29 protein-coding genes are annotated in these 24,507 nt (G+C 71.2%); 14 read left to right on the forward strand and 15 right to left on the reverse strand.

Annotated elements, in window-relative coordinates:
• Positions 1-10: 10 nt before the first annotated feature.
• Both phbB and GI374_RS01430 read right to left on the reverse strand, forming a co-directional pair.
• On the reverse strand, positions 11-745 hold the full coding sequence (gene phbB / locus GI374_RS01425) for an acetoacetyl-CoA reductase (RefSeq protein WP_154335226.1): 735 nt from the start codon (positions 743-745) through the stop codon (positions 11-13).
• Positions 746-821: 76 nt separating this feature from the next.
• Positions 822-1,634 carry an EAL domain-containing protein gene (locus tag GI374_RS01430; protein WP_229582434.1) on the reverse strand — a complete coding sequence of 271 codons (813 nt, stop codon included), beginning with the start codon at positions 1,632-1,634 and terminating at the stop codon, positions 822-824.
• A gap of 93 nt (positions 1,635-1,727) precedes the next feature.
• On the opposite strand from GI374_RS01430, the gene GI374_RS01435 reads away from it, so the two are divergent.
• Positions 1,728-2,303 carry a DNA-3-methyladenine glycosylase I gene (locus tag GI374_RS01435; RefSeq protein ID WP_154335228.1) on the forward strand — a complete coding sequence of 192 codons (576 nt, stop codon included), beginning with the start codon at positions 1,728-1,730 and terminating at the stop codon, positions 2,301-2,303.
• On the opposite strand, the gene GI374_RS01440 is transcribed toward GI374_RS01435, so the two are convergent.
• Complete coding sequence (locus GI374_RS01440; RefSeq protein ID WP_154335229.1) at positions 2,278-2,826, reverse strand: TlpA disulfide reductase family protein; 549 nt, start codon at positions 2,824-2,826, stop codon at positions 2,278-2,280. The genes GI374_RS01435 and GI374_RS01440 overlap by 26 nt on opposite strands.
• Before the next feature lie 29 nt (positions 2,827-2,855).
• Here GI374_RS01440 and argH point away from each other — a divergent pair, with 29 nt between their 5' ends.
• Genes argH through GI374_RS01465 form a run of 5 tightly spaced genes read left to right on the forward strand, consistent with a single transcriptional unit; the run spans position 2,856 to position 8,493 of the window.
• Positions 2,856-4,259: an argininosuccinate lyase gene (argH, locus tag GI374_RS01445; protein ID WP_154335230.1), complete on the forward strand. Its 1,404-nt coding sequence runs from the start codon at positions 2,856-2,858 to the stop codon at positions 4,257-4,259.
• Positions 4,256-4,393, forward strand: coding sequence for a hypothetical protein (locus GI374_RS01450; protein WP_154335231.1), 138 nt, complete (start codon positions 4,256-4,258; stop codon positions 4,391-4,393). Before argH ends, GI374_RS01450 begins: the two co-directional genes overlap by 4 nt.
• Positions 4,368-4,643: a DUF2834 domain-containing protein gene (locus GI374_RS01455; RefSeq protein ID WP_154335232.1), complete on the forward strand. Its 276-nt coding sequence runs from the start codon at positions 4,368-4,370 to the stop codon at positions 4,641-4,643. The genes GI374_RS01450 and GI374_RS01455 overlap by 26 nt, the downstream gene beginning before the upstream one ends.
• Positions 4,643-5,911 (forward strand): diaminopimelate decarboxylase, encoded by a 1,269-nt coding sequence (gene lysA / locus GI374_RS01460; RefSeq protein WP_154335233.1) that lies wholly within the window; start codon positions 4,643-4,645, stop codon positions 5,909-5,911. The genes GI374_RS01455 and lysA overlap by 1 nt, the downstream gene beginning before the upstream one ends.
• Positions 5,902-8,493: a DUF4175 domain-containing protein gene (locus GI374_RS01465; RefSeq protein WP_229582437.1), complete on the forward strand. Its 2,592-nt coding sequence runs from the start codon at positions 5,902-5,904 to the stop codon at positions 8,491-8,493. Before lysA ends, GI374_RS01465 begins: the two co-directional genes overlap by 10 nt.
• A gap of 6 nt (positions 8,494-8,499) precedes the next feature.
• Here the strand turns inward: GI374_RS01465 and GI374_RS01470 are convergent, their stop codons facing one another.
• On the reverse strand, positions 8,500-9,213 hold the full coding sequence (locus GI374_RS01470; RefSeq protein WP_154335234.1) for a zinc-ribbon domain-containing protein: 714 nt from the start codon (positions 9,211-9,213) through the stop codon (positions 8,500-8,502).
• Between the two features lie 136 nt (positions 9,214-9,349).
• Here GI374_RS01470 and GI374_RS01475 point away from each other — a divergent pair, with 136 nt between their 5' ends.
• From GI374_RS01475 to GI374_RS01490, 4 genes are all read left to right on the forward strand, one after another.
• Positions 9,350-10,024, forward strand: coding sequence for a cell division ATP-binding protein FtsE (locus GI374_RS01475; protein WP_154335577.1), 675 nt, complete (start codon positions 9,350-9,352; stop codon positions 10,022-10,024).
• 122 nt (positions 10,025-10,146) lie between these two features.
• Positions 10,147-10,992 (forward strand): ABC transporter permease, encoded by an 846-nt coding sequence (locus GI374_RS01480; RefSeq protein ID WP_229582514.1) that lies wholly within the window; start codon positions 10,147-10,149, stop codon positions 10,990-10,992.
• A complete protein-coding gene (locus GI374_RS01485; RefSeq protein ID WP_154335235.1) occupies positions 10,989-11,762 on the forward strand; it encodes a 1-acyl-sn-glycerol-3-phosphate acyltransferase in 774 nt (257 codons plus the stop codon). The genes GI374_RS01480 and GI374_RS01485 overlap by 4 nt, the downstream gene beginning before the upstream one ends.
• Before the next feature lie 25 nt (positions 11,763-11,787).
• On the forward strand, positions 11,788-12,429 hold the full coding sequence (locus GI374_RS01490; protein ID WP_154335236.1) for a trimeric intracellular cation channel family protein: 642 nt from the start codon (positions 11,788-11,790) through the stop codon (positions 12,427-12,429).
• Between the two features lie 4 nt (positions 12,430-12,433).
• Here GI374_RS01490 and GI374_RS01495 read toward each other — a convergent pair whose 3' ends face one another.
• A complete protein-coding gene (locus GI374_RS01495) occupies positions 12,434-13,396 on the reverse strand; it encodes an acetyl-CoA carboxylase carboxyltransferase subunit alpha (RefSeq protein ID WP_154335237.1) in 963 nt (320 codons plus the stop codon).
• Positions 13,397-13,575: 179 nt separating this feature from the next.
• On the opposite strand from GI374_RS01495, the gene GI374_RS01500 reads away from it, so the two are divergent.
• Both GI374_RS01500 and GI374_RS01505 read left to right on the forward strand, forming a co-directional pair.
• Positions 13,576-13,896, forward strand: coding sequence for a multidrug efflux SMR transporter (locus GI374_RS01500; protein WP_154335238.1), 321 nt, complete (start codon positions 13,576-13,578; stop codon positions 13,894-13,896).
• 57 nt (positions 13,897-13,953) lie between these two features.
• Positions 13,954-14,256: a YciI family protein gene (locus GI374_RS01505; protein ID WP_154335239.1), complete on the forward strand. Its 303-nt coding sequence runs from the start codon at positions 13,954-13,956 to the stop codon at positions 14,254-14,256.
• 120 nt (positions 14,257-14,376) lie between these two features.
• On the opposite strand, the gene GI374_RS01510 is transcribed toward GI374_RS01505, so the two are convergent.
• The 7 genes from GI374_RS01510 to GI374_RS01540 all read right to left on the reverse strand — a co-directional run bounded on the left by GI374_RS01510 (position 14,377) and on the right by GI374_RS01540 (position 20,884).
• Positions 14,377-14,814 carry a molybdenum cofactor biosynthesis protein MoaE gene (locus tag GI374_RS01510; protein WP_154335240.1) on the reverse strand — a complete coding sequence of 146 codons (438 nt, stop codon included), beginning with the start codon at positions 14,812-14,814 and terminating at the stop codon, positions 14,377-14,379.
• Positions 14,814-15,059 carry a molybdopterin converting factor subunit 1 gene (gene moaD, locus GI374_RS01515; protein ID WP_154335579.1) on the reverse strand — a complete coding sequence of 82 codons (246 nt, stop codon included), beginning with the start codon at positions 15,057-15,059 and terminating at the stop codon, positions 14,814-14,816. Before moaD ends, GI374_RS01510 begins: the two co-directional genes overlap by 1 nt.
• A gap of 5 nt (positions 15,060-15,064) precedes the next feature.
• Entirely contained in the window at positions 15,065-15,688 is a 624-nt protein-coding gene (gene pgsA / locus GI374_RS01520) for a CDP-diacylglycerol--glycerol-3-phosphate 3-phosphatidyltransferase (RefSeq protein WP_154335241.1), read from the reverse strand.
• Positions 15,689-15,733: 45 nt separating this feature from the next.
• The gene (tet, locus tag GI374_RS01525; protein WP_154335242.1) at positions 15,734-16,927 is read right to left on the reverse strand and encodes a Tet(A)/Tet(B)/Tet(C) family tetracycline efflux MFS transporter; all 1,194 of its coding nucleotides are present in this window, start codon (positions 16,925-16,927) and stop codon (positions 15,734-15,736) included.
• A gap of 106 nt (positions 16,928-17,033) precedes the next feature.
• Positions 17,034-18,899 carry an excinuclease ABC subunit UvrC gene (uvrC, locus tag GI374_RS01530; protein ID WP_154335243.1) on the reverse strand — a complete coding sequence of 622 codons (1,866 nt, stop codon included), beginning with the start codon at positions 18,897-18,899 and terminating at the stop codon, positions 17,034-17,036.
• 299 nt (positions 18,900-19,198) lie between these two features.
• Positions 19,199-19,975: an SDR family oxidoreductase gene (locus GI374_RS01535; protein WP_370515082.1), complete on the reverse strand. Its 777-nt coding sequence runs from the start codon at positions 19,973-19,975 to the stop codon at positions 19,199-19,201.
• Between the two features lie 105 nt (positions 19,976-20,080).
• Positions 20,081-20,884 carry a S49 family peptidase gene (locus GI374_RS01540; RefSeq protein WP_154335244.1) on the reverse strand — a complete coding sequence of 268 codons (804 nt, stop codon included), beginning with the start codon at positions 20,882-20,884 and terminating at the stop codon, positions 20,081-20,083.
• A gap of 105 nt (positions 20,885-20,989) precedes the next feature.
• Here GI374_RS01540 and GI374_RS01545 point away from each other — a divergent pair, with 105 nt between their 5' ends.
• Positions 20,990-21,514, forward strand: coding sequence for a hypothetical protein (locus GI374_RS01545; protein WP_154335245.1), 525 nt, complete (start codon positions 20,990-20,992; stop codon positions 21,512-21,514).
• A gap of 55 nt (positions 21,515-21,569) precedes the next feature.
• Complete coding sequence (locus tag GI374_RS01550) at positions 21,570-22,940, forward strand: glutamate--cysteine ligase (RefSeq protein WP_154335246.1); 1,371 nt, start codon at positions 21,570-21,572, stop codon at positions 22,938-22,940.
• Here the strand turns inward: GI374_RS01550 and GI374_RS01555 are convergent.
• Genes GI374_RS01555 through GI374_RS01565 form a run of 3 tightly spaced genes read right to left on the reverse strand, consistent with a single transcriptional unit; the run spans position 22,937 to position 24,453 of the window.
• A complete protein-coding gene (locus GI374_RS01555; RefSeq protein ID WP_154335247.1) occupies positions 22,937-23,332 on the reverse strand; it encodes a cupin domain-containing protein in 396 nt (131 codons plus the stop codon). The two genes, GI374_RS01550 and GI374_RS01555, sit on opposite strands and share 4 nt — an antisense overlap.
• A 12-nt stretch (positions 23,333-23,344) precedes the next feature.
• Positions 23,345-24,001, reverse strand: coding sequence for an RluA family pseudouridine synthase (locus tag GI374_RS01560; RefSeq protein WP_154335248.1), 657 nt, complete (start codon positions 23,999-24,001; stop codon positions 23,345-23,347).
• Positions 23,998-24,453 (reverse strand): GAF domain-containing protein, encoded by a 456-nt coding sequence (locus tag GI374_RS01565; RefSeq protein ID WP_154335249.1) that lies wholly within the window; start codon positions 24,451-24,453, stop codon positions 23,998-24,000. The genes GI374_RS01560 and GI374_RS01565 overlap by 4 nt, the downstream gene beginning before the upstream one ends.
• Between the last annotated feature and the right edge of the window lie 54 nt (positions 24,454-24,507).

Raw genomic sequence — 24,507 nt, forward strand, 5'->3', positions numbered from 1 at the left:
GTTGCGGGACTCAGCTGACGAACTGGCCCCCGTTCACGCTGATGGTGGAGCCGGTGATGAAGCCGGCGTCGTCGGAGGCGAGGAACACCACGGCGCGCGCGATCTCCTCCGGCTCGCCGAGGCGGCCGACGGGAATCTGCGGGATGATACGCTCGTTCAGCACCTTCTCGTCGATGGCGCGGACCATGTCGGTGCCGATGTAGCCGGGGGCAATGACGTTGACGGTGATCCCGGCTCGCGCCCCCTCCTGCGCGAGCGCGCGGGTGAAGCCGATGTCGCCGGCCTTGGCGGCGGAGTAGTTCGCCTGACCCGCCTGACCCTTCTGGCCGTTCACCGAGCTGATGTTGACGATGCGGCCGAACTTGCGGTCGCGCATCCCGCCCCAGACGCCATGGGTCATGTTGAAGACACCGGTGAGATTGGTGTCGATGACCTCCTTCCACTGCTGCGGGGTCATCCTGTGGAACATCGCGTCGCGGGTGATGCCGGCGTTGTTGACCAGCACCGCGACGGGCCCGAGGTCCTCCTCGACCTGCTTCAGCCCCGCGGCGCAGGCGTCATAGTCGGCCACCGACCATTTGTAGGTCTTGATTCCGGTCTCGTCGGTGAAGGCCTTCGCGGCCTCGTCGTTGCCGGCATAGTTGGCCGCGACCCTGTAGCCCGCCTCCTTCAGCGCCTTCGAGATGGCCGCGCCGATCCCGCGCGAGCCGCCCGTCACTACCGCGACCTTGTCCCCGTCCGCCATGCCGTCACTCCCCCGGTTGGTGTTCCACGCAATCTTTCTAACCAGCCGCCGCGTCACCAAGCAAGATCATTGCGCGCTACGAGCGGGCCGCGGCCGAGGGTGAGGTCCAGGGAGGATGGACGGTCGGAGCGCCGAAGTAGAAGCCCTGCAGGCAATCCACGCCCATGCCGATCAGGAAGGCCGCATCCTCGGCCGTCTCGACCGATTCGGCGACGGTGAACATGTCGAAGTGATGGGCGATGTCGATCAGCGCGCGGGTCAGCACCTGGCAGTCCTGCGCCTGGGCGATGCCGCGCACGAACTGGCCGTCCACCTTGATCATGTCGAAGGTGAAGTCGCGCAGGTAGCGGAAGGAGGTGTGCCCGGCGCCGAAATCGTCGAGCGCGAAGCTGACGCCGCGGCCCTGCCATTCGCGCATGAAGGCCGTGACCACCTCGGGGGCGTCCATGGCGGAGCTCTCGGTGATCTCCAGCACCAGCCGCTCGGAGATGCGGTCGTCGCCGCCGGTCTCGGCCTGCATCGTCCGGATCCAGTCGGGATAGCCGATCGAGCGTGCCGACATGTTGATCGAGAGCCGCAGCGACGGGTCGGCCGCGAGCGCCGCGAGGCCGAGCGAGAGCGACAGGCAGTCGATCTGCCGCCCCAGCTCGGTAGCCTCGGCTTGGGGCAGGAAGTCGCGGACCGGCACGAAGCGGCCGGTGTCGTCGATGATGCGGATCAGACCCTCGTGGAAGGCGGCGTGGGTGGGGCGGTCGGCCTGCACCACCGGCTGGAAGGCCAGCACCGCGTCGCGCCGGGCCACCGCACGCGCCACGGTGGCGAGCGTCAGCCGGTTCTGCTGGCGGATCGCCTCCTCGATCGGCGAGCTTCCACCGCGGTCGTCCCTCATCATCGGCCCCCCGTTTCCCATGTGTCACGAGTTCTGGCAGGAAGCCCTGAACATACCGTAAACTCCAACCGCTAAACGGAGAGAATTTTAGCGATGTCAGACCGTTGCCCGTGGTGCGGGACCGATCCCCTCTATGTCGCCTATCATGACGAGGAATGGGGCATGCCCGAGCGCGACCCGCGGGCGCTGTGGGAGAAGCTGGTCCTCGACGGCTTTCAGGCTGGGCTGAGCTGGATCACGATCCTGCGCAAGCGCGAGGCGTTCCGGGCGCGATTCGAGGGCTTCGACCCGGAACGCGTCGCCCGCTGGGGCGAGGCGGAGGTCGCGGCGGCGCTCGGCGATCCGGGCATCGTGCGCCATCGCGGCAAGATCGAGGCGGCGGTGACGGGCGCGCGGGCCTTCCTCGAGGTCGAGGCGGCGGAGGGATTCGCGCCCTTCCTGTGGCAGTTCATGGGTGACGCGCCGATCCAGAACGAGTGGCGCGCAGGCGAGGTGCCGACCGAGACCGTGCAGTCGCGGGCCATGGCCAAGGCGCTCCGTCAGCGGGGTTTTCGCTTCTGCGGGCCGGTAATCACCTATGCCTTCATGCAGGCGACGGGCATGGTCAACGACCACCTCGTCACCTGTCCGCGTCACAGCGAGGTCAGGGCGCTGTCAGCTGCGCGATGACCGCTTTCGCGGGTTCCGACGCCCAGTCCGCGTCGCCGATCAGCCGCGCGACCTCGTGCCCCTCGCGGTCGATCAGGACCGTCACCGGCAGCCCGAGGACGCCCATCGCGCGGGCGAGCGACTGGCGCTCATCGCGCAGGATCGGCAGCGTCTCGATGCCGTTCTCGTCGTAGAACTTCTCGATCGCGGGCAGCGGGTTGCGGCCGGAGGCGATCGTCAGCACCTCGAAATCATCGCCGCCCAGCTCCTGCTGGAGCGCGTCGAGCGACGGCATCTCCTCGCGGCAGGGGGCGCACCAGGTGGCCCAGAAGTTGACCAGCAGCACCTTGCCCTGCCAGTCGGCGAGGCTGCGCTCCTCGCCCGCGGCGTTGAGGAACACGGTATCCGGGGCCGCCACCGGCTCGGGCAGGTCGGCGATCTTGGCCAGCCCCGCGTCGCGCGCCGCCTGCCAGTCCACCGGGCCGGCAAGGGCGCCGTTTGCGAAGCCGAGAAACGCCGTGATAAGGACGAGCGACGCGCGCATGCGACCCCCTTTCCGAGAGCTTCAATCCGATGACCGACCGTCCCACCCCCGATGCCGCCAACAGCATGTGGGGCGGCCGCTTCGCCGCGGGGCCGGACGCGATCATGGAGGCGATCAACGCCTCGATCGGGTTCGACCGTCGGCTCGCGGCCCAGGATATCCGGGGCAGCCGGGCCCATGCCGCGATGCTGGCGGCGCAGGGCATCATCACCCCTAGCGATGCCGCCGCGATTGAGGAAGGGCTGCTCACCGTCTTGTCAGAGATCGAGGGCGGCGGGTTCCAGTTCCGCACCGACCTCGAGGACATCCACATGAACGTCGAGGCGCGGCTGAAGGCGCTGATCGGCGACCCGGCGGGGCGGCTGCACACGGCGCGGTCGCGGAACGACCAGGTGGCGACGGACTTCCGGCTCTGGGTGCGCGACCAGTGCGACGCTGCCATCGCGGGGCTTGAGGCGCTGATCCGCGCCGCGCTGACGCAGGCCGAGGCGGGGGCCGACTGGGTGATGCCGGGCTTCACGCATCTCCAGACCGCACAGCCGGTGACCTGGGGCCATCACATGATGGCGCATGTCGAGATGTGGGGGCGCGATCTCGGCCGCTTCCGCGACGCGCGGGCGCGGATGAACGAAAGCCCGCTGGGCGCCGCGGCGCTGGCCGGGACCGGGTTCCCGATCGACCGCGAGGCGACCGCGAAGGCCCTCGGCTTCGACCGGCCGATGGCCAACAGCCTCGATGCCGTCTCGGACCGCGACTTCGCGCTCGAGTTCCTCGGTGCCGCCTCGATCTGCGCCATGCACCTCTCGCGGCTGGCAGAGGAGATGGTGATCTGGTCCTCGGCCCAGTTCCGCTTCGTCGCCATGTCGGACCGCTGGTCCACCGGATCGAGCATCATGCCGCAGAAGCGCAACCCCGACGCGGCGGAGCTGATCCGGGCCAAGATCGGCCGCATCCTCGGGGCGACGGTGGCGCTGTTCACCATCATGAAGGGCCTGCCCTTGGCCTATTCCAAGGACATGCAGGAGGACAAGGAGCAGGTCTTCGACGCCGCCGACAGCCTCATGCTGGCGCTTGCGGCGATGGAGGGCATGCTGCGCGACCTGACCGTGAACCGCGAGGCGATGGAGCGGGCGGCGGCCTCGGGCTTCTCGACCGCGACCGACCTCGCCGACTGGCTGGTGCGCGAGGCCGGGCTGCCGTTTCGCGAAGCGCATCACGTGACCGGATCGCTGGTGGCGAAGGCCGAGGCGCGGGAGGTGGACCTGCCGGACCTGAGCCTCGGCGAGATGCAGGCGGTCAATCCGGCGATCACGGCGGCGGTGTTCGACGTTCTGGGCGTGCAGAACTCGGTCGCCTCGCGCACAAGCTACGGCGGCACCGCGCCGGTGCGGGTCCGCGAACAGATTGCCCGCTGGAAGGAGCGCCTCGGATGAAGGCCCTGACCCTCGCCCTGTCCCTTACCCTCGGACTCGCCGCATGCGGCGTGGACGGCCCGCCCGTGACCCCTGCCGCGGCTGGCGTCACGTTTGGCGGTGATGCCTATGTCGGCGTTCGTGGCGAACTCTAAGCTGACGCCCCTGCGCCTCTTCTGGCTGCTGGCCGCGCTCGCGGGCGCGGCGTTCGCCCTGCTGCGCGGGCCCCTCGGTCCGGCTTCGGCGGGCGAGTGGGTCGCGGCCGCGGTGCTGGTCGTCTGGTGCGGGCTGGAAACGCAGGTGCGGCGCAATTGGGAGGCGCTGCTGACGCTTCCGGCGCTGATCCTCGGGACCGGCTGCGCGCTGCCCCTCTACCTGTTCCTGCGCTCGCGCCCGGTGGCCTGATGGACCATTTCAACTACCAGGGCGGCATCCTCCATGCCGAGGACGTGCCGCTGACCCGGATCGCCGAGGCGGTCGGCACGCCAGTCTATGTCTACGCCGCCGCCACCCTGCGCCGACATTTCGGCCTGTTTCAGGAGGCGCTGGCCTGGGCGCCGGGGCATCTCATTGCCTTCGCGGTCAAGGCCAACTCCAACCTCGCGGTGCTGAAGCTGCTGGCGGACATGGGCGCGGGCATGGACGTGGTCTCGGGCGGCGAATACGCGCGGGCGAAGGCTGCGGGCGTGCCGGGCGAGCGGATCGTCTTCTCCGGCGTCGGCAAGACCCGCGAGGAGATGGCCGCGGCGCTGAGGGGCGGCATTCGCCAGTTCAACGTCGAGAGCGAGCCGGAACTCGCAGCACTGTCCGAAGTCGCGGTGAGCCTCGGCGTGACCGCGCCGGTTGCCATGCGCGTCAACCCGGACGTGGATGCCCGGACGCATGCCAAGATTTCCACCGGCAAGGCCGAAAACAAGTTCGGCATCCCCCTCGCGCGGGCGGTGGAGGTCTATGCCGAGGCCGCGCGCCTGCCCGGCATCGAGGTAGTGGGGGTGGACATGCATATCGGCAGCCAGCTGACCGACCTCGACCCCTACCGGCAGGCCTATGCCCGCATGGCGCGCCTGACCCGCGAGTTGCGCGCGGAGGGCCACGACATCCGCCGCCTCGACATGGGCGGCGGCCTCGGCATCCCCTACCGCCGCGACAACAACGCGCCGCCGCTGCCGATCGAATGGGGGCAGGTGATCCGCGAGGCGGTGGCCGATCTCGGCTGCGAGATCGAGGTCGAGCCGGGGCGCAACATCGCCGGCAATGCGGGCGTGCTGCTGTCGCGCGTGATCTGGGTCAAGCGCGGCGAGGGGCGGGACTTCCTGATCCTCGACGCGGCGATGAACGACCTGATCCGCCCGGCGATGTATGACGCGCATCACGACATCGTCCCGGTGCGCGAGCCGGAGGTCGTGGCGCCGCTCGCCCCCTTCGACGTGGTCGGCCCGGTCTGCGAAACCGGCGACACCTTCGCCCGCGGTGCGCCCCTGCCGGAGATGGACGAGGGCGATCTGGTCGCCTTCCGCTCGGCCGGGGCCTATGGCGCGGTCATGGCGTCCGAATACAACTCGCGCCCGCTGGTGCCCGAGGTGCTGGTGGACGGCGATCACTTCGCCGTGATCCGCGCCCGGCCTTCAGTCGACGAGATGCTGGCGCGTGATAGCATCCCGGAATGGCTCTGAGGTTCACCCGCGGCGTCTCCGGGCGCACTCGTGACACGGGGGGCTTCGCGCCCCCCGAGCCCCTCGCGGGATATTTCCAGACAGAAGAAGACCCGGCCGAGGTCGCGCGGGCCGTCGCGCGGACCCGCCGAGCGATGTGGTGGGAAGTTGCGGCGCGGGCGTTCTGGCCGACTTTTGCCTGGGGCGTGGGCGGCGTGGCAGCGTTCGGGCTCGGGCTGGGCGAGGTGGTTCCGGACTGGGTGGCGGCGGTCTGGCTGGGCGTTCTGGCGCTGCTGCTGGTCGGCGGGCTGTGGCGGCTGTGGCGGCTGCGGTTGCCGGGGCGCGGGGCGGCGCGGGCGCGGGTGGATGCGCGGCTTCCCGGTCGACCGCTCTCGGCGCTGCGGGATGGGTTGGCGCTCGGGCAGGGCGATGGCGGTGCGGCGGGGCTGTGGCGGGCGCATCTGGCGCAGATGCGCGAGGCGGCGCGCGCGGCGCGGGCGGTGCCGGCGGCGCCGGGGCTGGCGCGGCGCGATCCGCTGGGGCTGCGGCTCGCGGCGCTGACGGCGCTCGCGATGGCGATGCTGTTCGGCAGCGCCGGGCAGTTGGGGCAGGGCCTCGGCGCGGTGGCCTCGACCTTCCGCCCGGTCATGCGCGACGCGCCCGGCGGTCCCGGCTGGGAGGGCTGGGCGCAACCGCCCGACTATACCCGCCGCCCGGTGATCTATCTCAACGCCCTGCCCGAGGAGGCGGTGCTGTCGCTGCCCAAGGGCAGCCGCTTGAGCTTCCGCCTCTATGACGACGCGCAGGTGGTGCAGGATATCGGCCCGCTGGCCGACGCGGCACCGGAGGCGCCGGTGATCCTCGCCGAGCGCTCGGGCGCGGTGGCGGTAGCAGATCGCCGCTTCACCGTGGACGTGCTGCCCGACGACCCGCCCGTGATCCGCGCCGGGGCTGCGCCGCAGCGACGGGCGGATGGCCGGCTGGTGCAGCAGTTCACCGCCGCCGACGATATCGGCGTCGCGGGGGCCGAGGCCGAGATCACGCTCGACCTGCCCGCTGTCACCCGCCGCTACGGCCTCTCGGCCGAGCCGGAGCCGCGCGAGCCGGTGCGTCTCGACCTGCCGCTGCCGCCGCGTGGGGCGCGGACCGAGATCGAGGGCGCGTTGACCGCCGATCTGGCGCAGCATCCCTGGGCCAATCTGCCGGTCACGATCCGGCTCTCCGCCGAGGACGGGATCGGCCAGATGGGCATGGCGCCGCAGATGGCGATGGTGCTGCCGGGGCGGCGGTTCTTCGACCCGCTCGCCGCCGCGCTGATCGAGTTGCGGCGGGACCTGCTGTGGTCGCGCCAGAACGCCCCGCATTCGGCGCAGCTGCTCCGCGCGGTGTCATGGCAGCCGCAGGACGCGATGGACCGTGACCTTGCCGCGATTCTCGGCGGCATCGTCGGGCGGCTCGAAGCCGCGCCGCTCACACCCGAGGCGCGGGACGAGGTCGCGGCCGCGCTGTGGGAGGCGGCGGTGCTGCTGGAGGATGGGGGCCTTGCTGATGCTTTGGCCGCCATGCAGCGGGCGCAGGAGCGGCTCAGCGAGGCGATGCGGCAAGGCGCGACTCCGGACGAGATCGCGCGGCTGATGGAGGAGCTGAAGCGCGCCACCGAGGACTACACCCGGATGCTGGCCGAGCGCGGCGAGACCGACCCGAACGAGCGTTTCGTCAAGCAGGGGCCCTCGCAGCGCATCACCGGCGACCAGATCCAGGCGATGATGGACGAGATCGAGCGGCTGATGAACGAGGGCCGCATGGCCGAGGCGGAGGCCCTGCTGGAGCAGTTCGCGCGCATGATGGAGAACCTGCAGGTCACGCAGGGGCAGGGCGGCGAAGGCGAGGGCGGCGCGCGCGAGGAACTGGCGGACACCCTGCGCGAACAGCAGCAACTCGCCGACGAGGCGATGCGGCAGATGCAGGACGAGTTCCTCGGCCGCCGGCCGGGGCAGCAGCCGGGGGAGCAGGGCGAGGGGCAGGGACAGGGGCAGGGCGCCGGCCAGCAGGGCGAGGGCGACCTCGCCGGGCGGCAGCGCGGGTTGCGCGAGGACCTCGGTGCGCAGCGCGGGATGCTGCCGGGCGCGGGCAGCGAGGACGGCGAGGCGGCGCGGCGAGAGCTCGACCGCGCGGGCGAGGCCATGCGCGAGGCCGAGGAGGCGCTGCGCCAGGGCGACAACGCCGGCGCGATGGACCGTCAGGCCGAGGCGATCGAGGCGATGCGCGAGGGGCTGCGCGCCCTTGGCCGGATGCGCGGCGAGGGCGAGGGCGAGGCACAGGCGGGCGATCCGGGCCAGCCGCAGGACGGCCCGCCCGGCAGCACAGCCGAGGAGGGCGCGGCGGCGATGCCCTATCTGCCGCGGCCGCCGACCGATCCGCTGGGCCGCGAACTCTCCGGCTCCGGCAGCACCGTCACCACCGGCGATCCGCTGGCCGAGACCGGCGTCGACCCGGCCGAACGGGCGCGCGACCTGCTGGACGAGATCCGCCGCCGCAGCGGCGAACGCTCGCGCAGCGCTGAGGAGCGCGGCTATCTCGACCGGCTGCTCGATCACTTCTGACGCGGTTCAGCGCTCGATCAACTCGCGGATGGCGGCGATGCCTTGGTCCGTCGCCGGGGCGGCGCGGTCGTAGAGCCAGAGGCGGCCGTCGTCCACCGCGGCGCGGTATTCGCCCAAGGCGGTCCCGGCGCGGCCCTGACCGGCGAGCGGAGGCGCGGCGACATAGGCGCCGACCGCGAGCAACGACAGGGCCAGCACGAGGCCGAAGCCTGCGTCGTAGCCGCGATTGCTGCGGCGGCGCGGCGGTAGGCGATGGGCAGCTGTGGCTGCGGGGGGGGCGACGGCCTGCGGGTCGGGCCAGTTCAGGCTCGCCGCCATGGCTTTCGGATCGGGGAGCGGCGCGTCGTCCTCGACCAGCTCGGCCTCGATCACCTCGGGCGCGTCTGCGGGCGCCTCGCGCCGGGTGGCGGCGGCGACCTGGGCGCGAGCCTCGTCGGCCGGGCGCTCGGCGGCGCGGGCCTGCAACTCGCGCGCGGCCTCCTCGCGCAGGATGGCGAGGGCGGCGGCGCTGGCGGGCGCGGCGCGCGGGGGCAGCGGCGGCGGGTCGTCCTCGGCCTCGGCCGCCGCGACCACGGCGCCTTCGGGGCGCAGGACGATCCGCGGGCCGGGCTGGTGCCAATGATGGCCGCAGGAGGCGCATTCGACCTCGCGGCCCGAGGCCGGGATCAGCGCGTCTTCGACCTCGTATTCGGCCGCGCAGCTAGGGCAGATCACCCGCATTGGTCCCGTCCCCCGCCTGGCCAGCTTTCTGGCGTTCCTCGCGCGGACGTTCTATCAACGCGCGATCCCGCTTCCAAGACGGGGTGCGGGCGAGACGCGGGAACACGCGCGAAGGCGGCAGATGGCAGGACAGCCCTTGATCGAGATGCAGGACGTGGCCTTTGGCTATCGCGGCGGCGGCACGCTTCTCGGTGGCATGGAGCTGGCGTTGCAGCCGGGCTCGTTCCATTTCCTCACCGGCCCGTCCGGTTCGGGCAAGACCACCTTCCTCAAGCTGCTGACCGGGGAACTCACCCCCTCCACCGGCCGCATTACCGCCTTCGGCCGCGACCTCGCCGAGCTTGGCCGCGACGGCATCGCCGCCCTGCGCCGCCGGATGGGGGTCGTGCACCAGGACCCGCAGTTCCTCGACCACCTGCCGCTGGTCGAGAACATCGCTTTGCCGCTGACCGTCGCCCGGCAGCCGGTGGACGTGCCGGCGCTGAAGGGGCTGATGGCCTGGGTCGGGCTGACCGGCCATGCCAAGACCCTGCCGCCGGCGCTCTCGGGCGGCGAGCGGCAGCGGGCGGCGCTTGCGCGTGCGGTGATCCTGTCGCCCGATCTGGTGCTGGCCGACGAGCCGACCGGCAACCTCGACGAGGAGATGTCCATGCGCCTGATGCAGCTGCTGGTGGAGCTGAACCGCTCGGGCAAGACGGTGCTGCTGGCCACGCATGACCTGAACCTGATCCGGGCGCTGAAGCCGATGGTCGCGGCGCGGGTGCTGAGGATCGCGGGCGGGCGGGTGCAGCTGGCGGGGGCGGACCTGTGACCCGGCTGGCGCAGGGCCAGCCGCGTCCCGGCCGGGGGGCGAATCTGCCCAAGATCGGCGCGCTGAACCCCAAGGCGCTGTGGAGCGGCCTCGTTTCGGGCGAGGGCGGGGCGGGTGACCGCATGGTGCCGCGCACCGGGGCGACGGCGATGCTCGTGCTGCTGACCTCGGGGGCGATGGCCTTCCTCGCGGTCTTTGCGCTCGCGCTGACCTTCGCCACCGGGCGCCTCGCCGACCGCTGGGCCGAGGGGCTGGCGCGGACCATGACCATCCGCATCACCGCGCCGCAGGACGTGGCCGACGCCGAGGCGCGCCGCGTCCTCGACATCCTCGCGCAGACGCCGGGCGTGGCCGAGGCCCGCACCGTCTCGCAGGAGGAGATGCAAGAGCTGCTGCTGCCGTGGTTCGGCCCCGACATGCCGGTGGACGCGCTGCCGATCCCGCGGCTGGTCGAACTCACGCTCGACGGCGGCGGCCCCGACGTGGACAACCTCGAGTTGCGGCTCGAGGGCGAGGTGCCCGACGCGGTGCTGGACGACCACACCCGCTGGCGCGAGCCGCTGGTCACGGCGGCGACGCGGCTGCGGAGCCTGGGATGGATGTCGCTGGGACTGATCGCGGTGACGGCGGCGGGGATGATCTCGCTGGCCGCGCAGGCGTCGCTGGCGGCGAATGGCGGCGTGATCCGGGTGCTGCGGCTGATCGGGGCGCGCGACCTCACCATCGCCGGGGCCTTCGTGCGGCGCTTCACGCGGCGCGCGGCCTTGGGCGCGCTCGGCGGCGCGCTGCTCGGCATGCTCGCCATCGCCGCGCTGCCGGACATGGATCAGGCGGGGACGTTCCTCACCGGCCTCGGCTTCACCGGCGCGTCCTGGCTCTGGCCGCTGCTGATCCCGGTCTTCGCGGCGGGTATCGCCTTTCTCGCCACCCGCCGCGCCGCCATCCGCCGCCTGCGCGAGATCCCATGAGCGCCGTGCCCCCCGGTCCCCTCGGGCCGCTGACATGGCTGCGGACGATCCTGTTCTACATCCACATCGCGCTCGCCACGCTGGTCATCGGCCTCTGGGGCCTGCCGCGGGTGCTGCGCGACCGCCGCCATGCGAACCGCGTGGCGACCGTCTGGCTGCGCTATCTGCTGCGCTGCGCCCGCTGGCATCTCGGCCTCACCTGCGAGGTCCGCGGGCGGGTTCCGGGTGGCGACTGCCTCGTCGCCGCGAAGCATCAGAGCTTCTGGGACATCCTGTGTCTCGCCCATGCCTTGCCCGAGCGCGCCTTCATCATGAAGCGGGAGGTTTTGCGGGTGCCGGTCATGGGCGCCTATGCCCGCGCGATCGGAAGCATCCCCATCGACCGCAGCCGCGGCGGTGAGGCGATGACGCGGATCGGGGCCGAGGTGCGCGCGGCGATGGCGCGGCCCGAGGGCCTCGGCCAGCTCATCATCTATCCCGAGGGCACCCGCACCCGTCCGGGCGAGCGCCGCCGCTACAAGCACGGCGTCGCCTCTCTGGCGGGGGCGACGGGCCTGCCGGTGGTGCCGGTGGCGGTGAACGTGGGCCTCTTCTGGTCCCGCAAGGGCTTCCCGATCCGCTCGGGCCGGTCGGTGATCGAGTTTCTCGACCCTCTGCCGCCGGAGCTGCGCGGCGAGGCCGTGACTGCGGCGCTGCAGGCGCGGATCGAGCCTGCCTCCGACCGGCTGATGGCCGAGGCGGGATTCGTCGCGCCGCAGCGTCCGGGCTAGGATCGCAGGCAGCCGGAGCCCTCCCATGAGCCCGCTTCCCCCCTCCGAATCGGTCCTCTTCGCCATCTATCTCGTGGCCATCACCGCCGAGGCGATGTCGGGCGCGCTCGCGGCGGGGCGGCGCGACATGGACATCTTCGGGGTGGTGGTCATCGCCTTCGTCGCGGCGCTCGGCGGCGGCACAATCCGCGACCTGATCCTCGGCCGCTTCCCGATCGGGTGGACCCAGCACCCGGAATACGTCTACATCGTCATCACCGCCGGGCTTCTGACCACGGTCGTCGCGCCCTTCATGCAGAATCTGCACCGCATGTTCCTCGTGCTCGACGCGATGGGGCTGGTCGCCTTCTCGCTGATCGGCTGCAGCGTGGCGATGCAGATGGAGTATGCGACGGTCGTCGTCATCATGGCCGGCATGACCACCGGCATCTGCGGCGGCATCCTGCGCGACGTGCTCTGCGCCCAGGTGCCGGTGGTGTTCCGGCGCGAGCTCTATGCGAGCGTGTCGCTGGCGGTCTGCGGGCTGTTTCTCGTCCTGCACGCGCAGGGCGTGGACGCGGACCTGAACACCGCGATCAGCTTCGCCGCCGGGCTGACGCTGCGGCTGCTGGCGATCTGGCGGCGGTGGAGCCTGCCGGTCTTCTCCTACCAGGATCGCTGGGAGTAGCGGTTCAGGCCGCCAGCCCCTTCTTGCCCATGTCGAGGAACTTCTGCCGCCGCCTGCGGACCAGCTCCTCGGGCTTGGCGCCCTCCAGCTCGCCAAGCGTCCTTGCGATCGCCTCGCCCACGGCGGCGATCGTCTCGGGTTTGTGGCGCTGCGCGCCGCCCGCGGGCTCGGGGATGATGCCGTCGATCACGCCCAGCTTGCGCAGGTCCTGCGCCGTCAGCTTCAGCGCCTCGGCCGCCTCGCGCATCTTCTCGGCGTCCTTCCACAGGATCGAGGCGCAGCCCTCGGGCGAGATCACCGAATAGATCGAATGCTCCAGCATCAGCACCCGGTCGGCGGTGGCGAAGGCGACCGCGCCGCCCGAGCCGCCCTCGCCGATGATGACCGAGACCAGCGGGACGCCGATCTGCAGGCATTTCTGGGTCGAGCGGGCGATCGCCTCGGACTGCCCGCGCTCCTCCGCGCCCTTGCCGGGATAGGCTCCGGGCGTGTCCACCAGCGTCACCACCGGCAGGCGGAAGCGGTCGGCCATGTCCATCAGCCGGATCGCCTTGCGATAGCCCTCGGGCCGGGCCATGCCGAAGTTGTGGTGGATGCGCGACTTGGTGTCGTCGCCCTTCTCGTGGCCGATGACCACCACGGGCGCGTCGTTGAACCGCGCCAGCCCGCCCATCACGGCGTGGTCGTCGCCGAAGGTCCGGTCGCCCGCGAGCGGGGTGTATTCGGTGAACAGCGCCTCGATGTAGTCGCGGCAATGCGGGCGCCGCGGGTGGCGAGCGACCAGCGTCTTCCGCCAGGGGTCGAGGTTCTGGTAGATCACGCGAAGCTGATCGGCCGCCTTGAGGTCGAGCGCCGCGGCCTCCTTCTCGACATCGACCGCGCCTTCGCCCTTGCGGGCCATGGCGCGCAGTTCCTCGGCCTTGCCCTCGATGTCGGCGAGCGGCTTTTCGAAGTCGAGATAGGTCATCGGCGCCCTCAAGCGGTTGCGCGGACTATATGCGGGGGGCGTGGCGGGATTGCAACGAAGGCGGGCGCGCGGCGGCTTGCCGCGATGCGGCCGCGGACCTAGACCGGCGGGCAGGGGACGGCCCCTCCCGATGCGGGTTCGGATGACCAGGACGGCCTGGCTCTCGGATGGAGATGCACATGGCCTGGGTCTGGCTTGTCACCGCGGGACTTTTGGAAATCGTCTGGGCCTTCGCGATGAAGCAGTCGGCGGGCTTCACCCGGCCGCTGCCGACGGCGGTGATGCTGGTCTCGATGCTTGCCAGCTTCGGGCTGCTGGGTGTCGCCATGCGGAGCCTGCCGCTCGGGACCGCCTATACGATCTGGACCGGCATCGGCGCGGTGGGCGCGTTCCTCGTCGGGATCATGGTTCTCGGAGAGGCAGCAACGCCCCTGCGCCTGCTTGCCGGGGGGCTGATCGTCTCGGGTCTGGTCCTGATGACGCTCTCGACGCCGTCGTGAGGCTTGCGGTGGGGCAGGGCCAGCCGCAGGCTGAGGGCGGTCCCGAGGGAGCCGCCCATGTCCGCCATCCTGCTGCGCCTGCACCCGCCCCGCCCGACCTTCCCCGCCGACGCCACGGCCGAGGAGTTGTCGGCCATGGAGCGCCACGCCGCGTGGTGGCAGGGGCTGGCCGACAGCGGCGAGGCGGTGGCAGCCGGGCCGGTGCTGGACCCGGAGGGCGTCTGGGGGCTGGCGATCCTCATCGCCGGGAGCGAGGCCGCGGCGCTGAGGCGGGTGGAGGATGACCCGGTGATCGTGGCCGGTTTGGGGTTCCGGTATACGGCGGTGGCGATGGGCGGGTTGATCGTCCGGTCGCGGTGAACGGAGCGACGGTGATGCGTGCGAAGCACGCATCCTACGGGTGAAGTCTAGCCCCCCGTGACTCGCCACCCAAGGGACCGACGCGTCGGAGGGTGCGTGGTTCCCACGCACCGGTGCGCCTCACCACCGCCCGAGCGCGTCCTCGTCCTCGTCCTTCGCCGCGACCCACGTTCCCGGTGTCCCGTCCGCAACGATCTCGCGCTTCCAAAACGGGGCGCGGCTCTTCAGCCAGTCCATCAGGAACTCCGCCGCCTCGAAGGCCGCCCTGCGGTGCGGGGCTGCGGTCGCGACCATCATGATCGGCTCGCCGGCCGTCATTGGGCCGGTACGGTGGACGATCTTCCATTCCGTCAGGCCGAACCGCTCCGCCGCCTGCGCGCCGAACGCTTCGAGCGCGCGTTCGGTCATGCCGGGGTAGTGCTCGATCTCCAGCCCCGCCAGCCGGCCGCCCTCGTCACGCACCAGCCCTGTAAAGCTTACGACCGCCCCGGCCCCCGCGCCGAAGCCCGCAAGCTCCGCCCCGAGGTCGAACGCGGACTCCTGAACCCGCGCCGCCATCAGCCGCCGGTCATCGGCGGGAAGAACGCCACCTCGCGCGCGCCCTTGATCGGCGCGTCGAGCGGAGACAGCTCCTGATCCACCGCAACCCGCACTGCGGCCATGTCCGAGAAGGCGGCGGCGTGCCACTCGTCCTTCGCCGCCAGTTCGCCCACCAGTTCGCGCACGGTGGCGGCGGCGGTCTCGATGCGTTCCTTGGGCACGCCCACCCGCTCGCGCAGCCAGGCGAAATACAGCACATCCAGAGTCGTCATCGCGGCTCCCTCAGCCAGGGCAGGGCCTTGCGGAAATAATCCCAACCCGTGATCGCCGTCAGCCCTGCCGCGATCCAGATCAGCGCCAGCCCGAGATGGGTGGCAAGGGCGGCCCAGCTCGCGGACCAGGGCAGGCCGACCTGCCCCACCCGCGGCGGACGGCCGAACTCGACATAGGCAAGCCCGGTCCCGAGAAACAGCACCGAGATCGCCACCATCTGCGCCGTGGTCTTCCATTTGGAAAGCTGCGTCACCTTCAGCTTGCCCGCATCCGCGCCGAGAAACTCGCGCAGGCCCGAGACGAACACCTCGCGGAAGAGGATCACCGTCACCGGGATGATGAGCCAGGGGTTCATGCCCGAATAGCCGGTGATGACCACGAGCGCGATGATGACCATCGCCTTGTCGGCGATCGGGTCCATGGCGGCGCCGAAGCGGCTCTCCTGACCCCAGGCACGGGCCACGCGGCCGTCGATCCAGTCGGTCGCGGCCGCGACAAGAAACAGCGCGAGCGCCGCCCAGTCGGCCCATGGCCGCCAGAAGAAGAGGAACATCAGCGGCACGCCCGGCGCGGCGAGGAGCCGCAGCACGGTCAGCACATTGGGGAGGTTCCAGCGCATGGCCGCAAGGTAAGTGTCCGCCGCGGGAAGGGGAAGGGGCGCGCGTCAGGCGGGATGCGCTGCCGGTGCGCGGTCGCGGATGCCCAGCATCAGCGGCAGGGCAAGCGCATAGACCGCCGCCGCGGCCAGCCAGACCGTGCCGAAGAAGGCGTCCCGCGTCAGCATGTAGATCCCGGTGAAGAACAGCGGCCCGGCGACGGCGGTCAGACTGCCGAGACTCGCCAGCACGCCCTGCAGCTGCCCCTGATGCGCGGCGTCCACCTTGGCGGTGATGAGCGCCTGGAAGGCCGGAAAGCCGATCCCGCCCAAGGCGAAGGCGGGCGCGAGCGCGAAGAGCAGCCAGCCCTGCGAGGCGAAGGCGATGGCGACGATCCCGGTGATTTCGAAACCGGCGCCGAGCAGCATGGAGCGCCGCTCTCGCAGCCGGGCGACGATCGGGCCGGTCAGGAAGATCTGCGCGGCGGCATGGCAGAGGCCGAAGGCCGCCAGCGACAGCCCGATCATGGTCATGTCCCAGCCGTAGCGGTCGGCGCCGTAAAGCACCCAGACCGAGCCGTAGACCTGCCCGACGAAGTAGAGGATCATGTTGATCGCCAGCAGCGGCACGAGCGCGCGGAAGCGCAGCGCCCAGACCAGCGGCAGGAACGGGTTCAGCGCCTTGGCCTCGAACCGGAGCCCGCGGTCGCTCGGCCGCGATTCGGGCAGCACGAGAACCGCCACTAACGCGTTCAGCCCGTTCAGCGCCGCCGCCAGCAGGAAGGGCGCGCGAACCCAGGCGTCGCCCAGCACGCCGCCCAGCGCCGGGCCGATGATGAAGCCGATCCCGAACATCGCGTGGAAATAGCCGAAGCGACGGGCGCGCTCCTCTTCGGGGGTGATGTCGGTGATGTAGGCCGTAGCCACCGCCATGTTCGCCGCCGTCGCGCCGGCGATGGCGCGGCCGAGAAAGAGCATCCACAACTCGGGCGCGAAGGCCATGAACAGATAGTCGATCGCTGCCCCCGCGAGCGAGCCGATCAGCACCGGCCGCCGACCGTAGCGGTCGCTGAGGACGCCCAGCACCGGCGCACACAGGAACTGCATCGCCGCGTAGAGCGCGATGAGCCCGCCATAGGCCAGCGTGATATCGCCCGCATGCGCCACCTCGCGCAGCAGCGAGGGCAGGATCGGCATGATCAGCCCGATACCGATGGCGTCCAGCGTCACCGTGGCGAGGATGATGAGCAGCGGGCGCGGCATGGGGCGGGGTCCGAGCGGTCCCGCGGGCCGGGACCTGAGGCTGCGGCATCTAGCCGCAGGCGGTCGCGCTGTCTATCGCGACGATGCGTCCGCCGAAGGTGTTGCCTCACCCCTTCTCATGAAAATGGTCATGCACCTTCTTCGCCATGCTGGCGCTGATCCCCTCCACCGCCAGCAACTCCGCCACGCTCGCCCGCGACACCGCCTTGGCGCTGCCGAAGTGCGACAGCAGCGCGCGCTTCCGTGCGGCCCCGACGCCCGCGATCTCGTCCAGCGGCGAGGCCCCGATCGCCTTGGAGCGTCGCGCCCGGTGGGTGCCGATGGCCCAGCGATGCGCCTCGTCGCGCAGGCGCTGCACGAAGTAGAGGACGGGGTCGTTCATCCTCAGCGAGAAGGGGCGGCGGCCGGGGCGGTGGAACTCCTCCTTGCCCTGGTCGCGGTCGATGCCTTTCGCCACACCGACCACGGGGATGTCCTCGACGCCGAGGTCAGCGAGGATGCCCGCCACAGCCGAGACCTGCCCCGCGCCGCCGTCGATCAGCAGCAGGTCGGGCCAGGTGCCGCCCTCGCGGTCGGGGTCCTCGGCCATCAGGCGCTTGAAGCGGCGGGTCAGGACCTCCCGCATCATGCCGAAGTCGTCGCCCGGCGCGATCTCGGTGCCCTTGATGTTGAACTTGCGATACTGCGACTTGATGAAGCCTTCGGGTCCCGCGACGATCATGCCGCCGACCGGGTGGCTGCCCTGGATGTGGCTGTTGTCAAAGACCTCGATCCGGCGCGGGGGGCCGGGGAGCTCGAACGCCTCCGCCAGCCCGTCCAGCAGCCGCGCCTGGGTCGCGCTCTCGGCCATGCGGCGGGCGAGGCTCTCGCGGGCGTTCCGGTGGGCGTTCTCGACCAGCTCCGCCTTCTCGCCCCGTTGCGGCACGCCCAGCGTCACCTTGCGCCCGGCGCGCTGCGACAGCAGCTCGGCCATCAGGTCGGGGTCGTCGGGCGACTGGCTGAGCAGGATCAGGCGTGGCGGCACCTTGTCGTCGTAGAACTGGGCGAGGAAGGCCTCCATCACCTCGGGCGGGCCGGCGCCCTCGCCGGTGCGAGGATAGAAGTCGCGGTTACCCCAGCTCTGGTTGCCGCGGATGAAGAACACCTGCACGCAGGCCTGCCCGCCCTCCATCGCGAGCGCGATCACATCTGCCTCGGCCACGCCCTTGGGGTTGATCGCCTGCACCGACTGCACTGCGGTCAGCGCCTTGATGCGATCGCGCAAGGCCGCCGCGCGCTCGTATTCCATCGCCTCGGCCGCCTCGGCCATCTCGGTCGCGAGGCCGGCCTGGATGCGGGTGCTGCGGCCCTTCAGGAACAGCTCGGCATCGGCCACGAGGTCGGCATAGTCGTCCTCGCTGATGCGGCCGACGCAAGGGGCGCTGCAACGCTTGATCTGGTGCAGCAGGCAGGGCCGCGTGCGCGCCGCGAAGGTCGCGTCGGTGCAGGAGCGCAGCAGGAACACCCGCTGCAACTGCGTCAGCGTCCGGTTCACCGCCCCCGCCGAGGCGAAGGGGCCGTAATAGTCGCCCGGCTCGGACTTGGCGCCGCGGTGCTTCTTGATCTGCGGGAAGGGGTGCGCCTTGGCGACGAGGATGTTCGGGAACGACTTGTCGTCGCGCAGCAACACGTTGTAGCGCGGCTTCAGCTGCTTGATGAGGTTCTGCTCCAGCAGCAGCGCCTCGGTCTCGGTCCGCGTCGTCAGGAACATCATCGAAGCGGTGTCGCGGATCATTCGGGCGATTCGCGGCGAATGACCGTAGTCGCGGGCATAGGCCGAGACCCGGGCCTTCAGGTTGCGTGCCTTGCCGACGTAGAGGACCGCCCCCTGCGCGTCGAGCATCCGGTAGACGCCGGGCGAGGAGTCCAGCCGCTTGAGGTGATCGGCGATCACCGCCTGACCGGTGCGCCGGGCCGGGGATTCGAGGGTCATGATACACGCATAAGGAGAGTCGGCCAGATAGGGCCGCCGCAGGGGGGAATGCAAGCCTTAAAGCGTCCACGGAAGCTGTGGATAACCCTGTGGGCGCGCTCGGGGCGGCGATGCTCCCGGCCAGCGACGGCAGGCCCCCGGAGGGTTTGCACAAGATTTAGGCAAAACCGCAAGCCTTTGAAAGTGCTATGAAAGTTTTTCAGACGTCTCACTTCTGTGACTAAGACCTTCATTTTGGTCAGGCTTTTGTGAAGTCAGCGGCGGGTTGAGCGGCGGGTGGACAACTTGCCGCGTGCTCCTCAGCCCGCGCCCCGCACGTCCCGCGTCTGCCACAGCAGATGCTGCCCGCCATCGACGCAGATCAGCTGCCCGGTGACGGCCCTCGCCTCCAGAAGATAGCCGAAGGCAGCCACCACGTCAGCCTCGTCCGCCCCGCGTTCCAGCAGGGTGGCGGCGCGTTGCCGGGCGAAATGCGCCGCACTCTGCCGGGTGGCGCGCAGGGTCGGCCCGGGGCCGATGGCGTTCACGCGGATGCGCGGAGCGAGGGCCTGCGCCGCGGTGCGGGTGAAGGACCAGAGCGCCGCCTTGGCGAGCGAGTAGGTCATGAACTCGGGCGTCGGTTTCAGCACCCGCTGATCGACCATGTTGACGACGAGACCCGAGGCCAGCGGCTCGCCGGCGTCCTCGCGCGCCGGCGGGCATTGCGCGGCGAAGGCCTGGGTCAGCACGAAGGGCGCGCGCAGGTTGCTGCCGAAGTGACGGTCCCAGTTTTCGCGGGTGGCGGTGTCGAGGCGGTCGTGCTCGAAGATCGAGGCGTTGTTGACGAGGACCGTGAGCGGGCCGAGCGCTTCCGCCGCGGCCGGAACCAGCCCGGCGAGCGCGTCCTCGTCCAGCAGGTCGGCGCCGAGCGCCACCGCCTTCACGCCATGCCCGCGCGCTTCGGCCGCCACCGCCTCGGCCGCCTCGGCCGAGTTGTGATAATGGATCGCCACGGCGAAGCCCCGCGCCGCGAGGTGCAGCGCCATGGCCCGGCCGAGGCGCTGCCCGGCGCCGGTGACGAGAGCCGCCTCAGCCACCGCCGAACCCCAGCAGCCGGCGCAGGAAGCGCCGGAACCCCGGCCCGGTCAGCAGCGCGACGGCGACGAAGAGGATCAGGAACAGCGTGACGATCTTGAACAGCATCAGCCAACCCCGAACCGCGCCCAGGCCGCGCGGTCGTCGGCTGCGGCCATCACCGCGTCGGCGGAAAAACCCAGCCGCCGGAACCACGGCACCCGCATCCCGTAGCCCAGGAAGCGGACCTTCTCGCCATGCACCTGTTTCATCCGCGGGACCAGATGGCCGATCCCGTCCGCAAGGCCGAGGGCAACGGCCTCGCGCCCCGCCCAGACGTCGCCGGTAAAGAGGTCGCGGTCGGTCGCCAGCCGCGCGGCCCGCCGTGCCTCCACCTGAGCCTTGAAAGCGTCGTGGATCGGCTCCAGCAGGCGCCGCAAACGCTCGACATCCTCGGGCTTCTGCGGGCTGAACGGATCGAGCAGCGACTTGGAGCGCCCGGCGGTATGGATCCGACGCTCGATCCCCCAGCGGTGCAGAAGCTCGTGGAAGCCGAAGCCGGCCGCGATCACCCCGACCGAGCCGACGAGCGAGCTTTCGTCCACCCAGATGTCATCCGCCGCCGTGGCGAGCCAGTAGCCGCCCGAGGCCGCCACGTCCTCGACGAAGGCGTGGACCGGCATCCTGCGCTCCTCCGCCAGCCGCCGGATGCGAGCCGCAATCAGCGAGGACTGCACGGCCGAGCCGCCGGGCGAGTTGATGACGAGCGCCACCGCGACCGGCCGCTTGCGGCGGAAGGCGCGTTCGAGCACGGGGGCGAGGCCCGCATCCGAGAGGCCGCTGCCCCCGGGCCGTCCCGCCGCGCCGATCGTTCCGGCGAGGCGGACCACGGCGACCACCGGCGGACGGGGCGAGAAGAAGGGGATGCGCATGGTCCGCAGATAGGCGCGGGCGCGGCCACGGGCAAGCCGCGGTGGCCGCTTGCCCTGACTGCCGGTGCAAGCCAGACAGGACGACAATCGACGGAGCCGCCGCCCATGATCCGCCCCGAACTGGCCGCCCGCCTCGCGCCCTGGCGCCCCGCCGCTGCCGCCTCGACGACGGCGGTCCTCGGCGCGTGGCTCTTCACGCTCGGCGGCTGGATCCTCTGGCCGGTCGGCGCGATCCTCGCGGCCGTCGGCGTGATCTGGCTCGGGGTCGAGCTGAACCACCTGCGCCTGCGCGGCGGCGCGGATGGGCAGGGTCTCGTCGAGATCGAGGAGGGCGCGGTGCGCTATTACGCGGCCCGCGCGCTCGGCGGCGAGGTGGCGCTGCGCGACCTGGCCGAGATTCGCATCCTGCGCCTCGGCGGACGGCCGCATTGGCGGCTGCGGACCCGCGAGGGCGAGGCGCTGCTGATCCCCGCCGATGCGGCAGGGGCGGGGGCGCTCGCCGACGGCTTCGCGGCGCTGCCCGGCGCCGATCTCGGCCGCCTCGCCGCCGCCCTCGAACGCGCGGCGGCGGGCGGGCCTTCGGTGCAGACGGTCTGGACCGCGCCGCATAGGGGCCCAAGCTCGCCTTGACTCGCCCGGCGCCGCGCGCCACCTGTCCCGCGCACGGGCGTCGAGAGGATCAGCCATGTCCATTCCCCAGCAGGGCGGCGGTCTCATCGAGGGGCGCGCGCAACTGGTCGAATACGTCGCCTCGGGCGAGAAGCCGCGCACGGACTGGCGCATCGGCACCGAGCACGAGAAGTTCGGCTATCTGCGCGACAGCCTCGAGCCGCTGCCCTATGACGGCCCGCGCTCGATCAAGGCGATGCTCGAGGGCATGGCGGACCGCTTCGGCTGGACCCCGGTGCTGGAGCAGGACAACATCATCGGGCTCAGCCGCGACGGGGCCAGCGTCTCGCTTGAACCGGGCGGGCAGTTCGAGCTGTCGGGCGCGCCTCTGGAGACGATCCACCAGACCTGCGACGAGGTGCATCAGCATCTGGCCGAGGTGAAGGCCGTGGCGGACGGGATCGACACCGGCTTCATCGGTCTCGGCGCGGCGCCGATCTGGAGCCAGGAGCAGATGCCGATGATGCCCAAGGGGCGTTACCGGCTGATGACCGACTACATGGGCCGGGTCGGCACCCTCGGCACGCAGATGATGTATCGCACCTGCACCGTGCAGGTGAATCTCGACTACGGCTCCGAGGCCGACATGGTGAAGAAGCTGCGCGTGGCCCTCGCGCTGCAGCCGGTCGCCACGGCGCTGTTTGCCAATTCTCCCTTCCTCGACGGCAAGCCGAACGGGATGAAGTCGTGGCGCAGCCATATCTGGCAGAACCTCGACGACGACCGTACGGGCCTGCTGCCCTTCGTCTTCGAGGACGGCTTCGGCTATGAGCGGTGGGTGGACTACATCCTCGACGTGCCGATGTATTTTGTCTACCGCGACGGGAAATACATCGACGCCCTCGGGCAGAGTTTCCGCGATTTCCTCGACGGCCGCCTTCCCGCGCTGCCGGGCGAGCGGCCGACGCTCTCGGACTTCGCCGACCACATGACCACCGCCTTCCCCGAGGCGCGGGTGAAGAAATTCATCGAGATGCGCGGCGCCGACGGCGGCCCCTGGTCGCGCCTCTGCGCGCTGCCGGCGCTGTGGGTCGGGCTGACCTATGACGACGCGGCGCTCGATGCCGCCTGGGATCTGGCGAAAGGCTGGGACCACGAGACCCGCGAGGGCCTGCGCCGCGTCGCCGCCCGCGACGCGCTGCAGGGCGAGGCGAACGGATTGAAGCTGCACGACCTCGCCCGCGAGGTGGTGGCGATCGCCCGCGCGGGGCTGAAGGCGCGCGCCCGGCCGAGCTGGAATGGCATGACCCCGGATGAGACTGGCTTTATCGAGGCGCTCGAGGAGAGCGTCGAGACCGGCCGCGTGCCCGCCGACGAGCTGCTGGAGAAATACCACGGCGAATGGCAGGGCGACCTCAGCCGCATCTACGCCGAGTATTCCTACTAGGCGCCGTAGTCTGCGTCCGAGACCTTCTCGAGCCAGTCCGCCGTCACGCCGTCCAGGGCCTCCTGCAAGGCGATATGCGTCATCTCCACGTCGGGCGCGGCCCCGTGCCAGTGTTTCTCGCCGGGCGCGAACCAGACGATGTCGCCCGGCCGCAACTCCTCCACCGGCCCGCCTTCGCGGGCGCAGCGGCCGAGGCCGGCGGTCACGATCAGCGTCTGGCCCAGCGGATGCGTGTGCCACGCGGTTCGCGCGCCCGGCTCGAAACTGACGGTGGCACCGCGGAGGCGCGCGGGCGCGTCGGTCTGGAAAGCGGCGTCGAGGCGGACGCGGCCGGTGAAGTAGTCCTCGGGGCCGGGTTTCGATGGCAGGCTGCCGGCGCGGGTGATCTTCATGGGCGTGACTCCTCAGAAGGGGGCGGGGGAGGAAAAAGTCATGTGCCGCCCGCCGTCCGGGTGGCGCAGCCGCAGGCTCTCGGCATGCAGCATCAGCCGCGGGTGGTCGTCGCGCGCGGGTCCCTCGGCATAGAGCGGATCGCCGAGGATCGGATGCCCGAGGCTCTGCATATGCACGCGCAACTGGTGGCTGCGCCCGGTGAGCGGCATCAGCCGGACCCGCGTTTCGTCGTCCGTCGCGCGGACCACGCGCCAGTCGGTCCGCGCCGGTCGCCCGCGCTCGTGATCGATCATCTGCTTCGGCCGGTTCGGCCAGTCCACGATCAGCGGCGCCTCGACTGTCCCGGTCGCGGGTTCCAGCCGCCCGGCGACGCGGGCGACATAGGTCTTCTTCACATGCCGCCGCTCGAACTGGAGGCCGAGATGGCGCTGCGCGTGGGGCGTCAGCGCGAAGACCATGACGCCGGAGGTGTCGAGGTCGAGACGGTGGACCAGCAGCACCTCGGGGAAGGGGCCGCGCAGCCGGGCGATCAGGCAGTCGGCGCGGTCCTCGCCCTTGCCGGGCACCGAGAGCAGCCCGGCGGGCTTGTCCACGACCAGCAACTCATGGTCGTGGTGAATGATGCGGGGCGCTTCCTCGGTCGGGCGATAGACGAAAGGCGCGCTCATGGCAGCGCGCCGAAGGTCTCGGCAAGGATGGCGGCGAGGGCGTCGGCGTCCTCGGCCGTGAAGGCATCGGGCCGGTCGCTGTCGATGTCGAGAACGGCCATAAGCCGCCGGCCGGCCGCGAAGACCGGCAGCACCAGTTCCGAGCGGGTCGAGGCGGCGCAGGCGATGTGGCCGGGGAAGGCCTCCACGTCCGGCACGATCTGCGCCTCGCCGGTCCGCGCGCAGGCGCCGCAGACGCCGCGGTCGAACGGAATCGTCAGGCAGCCGTGGCCGCCCTGGTAGGGGCCGATCTTCAGCAGCCGCGGGGCCACGACGCGGTAGAAGCCGGTCCAGTCGAAGCGGTCATCGGCGTGGTGGATCTCGCAGGCGAGGGTCGCCATCAGGGCGACCTCGTCGCGCTCGCCCTCGGTCAGGGCGCGGAGGCGGGCGGCGAGGGCGGCATAATCGGCCATGCTCTCCATCGGCCACGAAAAAGCCCCGGCCGCAAGGCCGGGGCTTGAGATTGG

Source organism: Paracoccus sp. S-4012 (assembly GCF_009674885.1).
Lineage (GTDB): Bacteria > Pseudomonadota > Alphaproteobacteria > Rhodobacterales > Rhodobacteraceae > Paracoccus.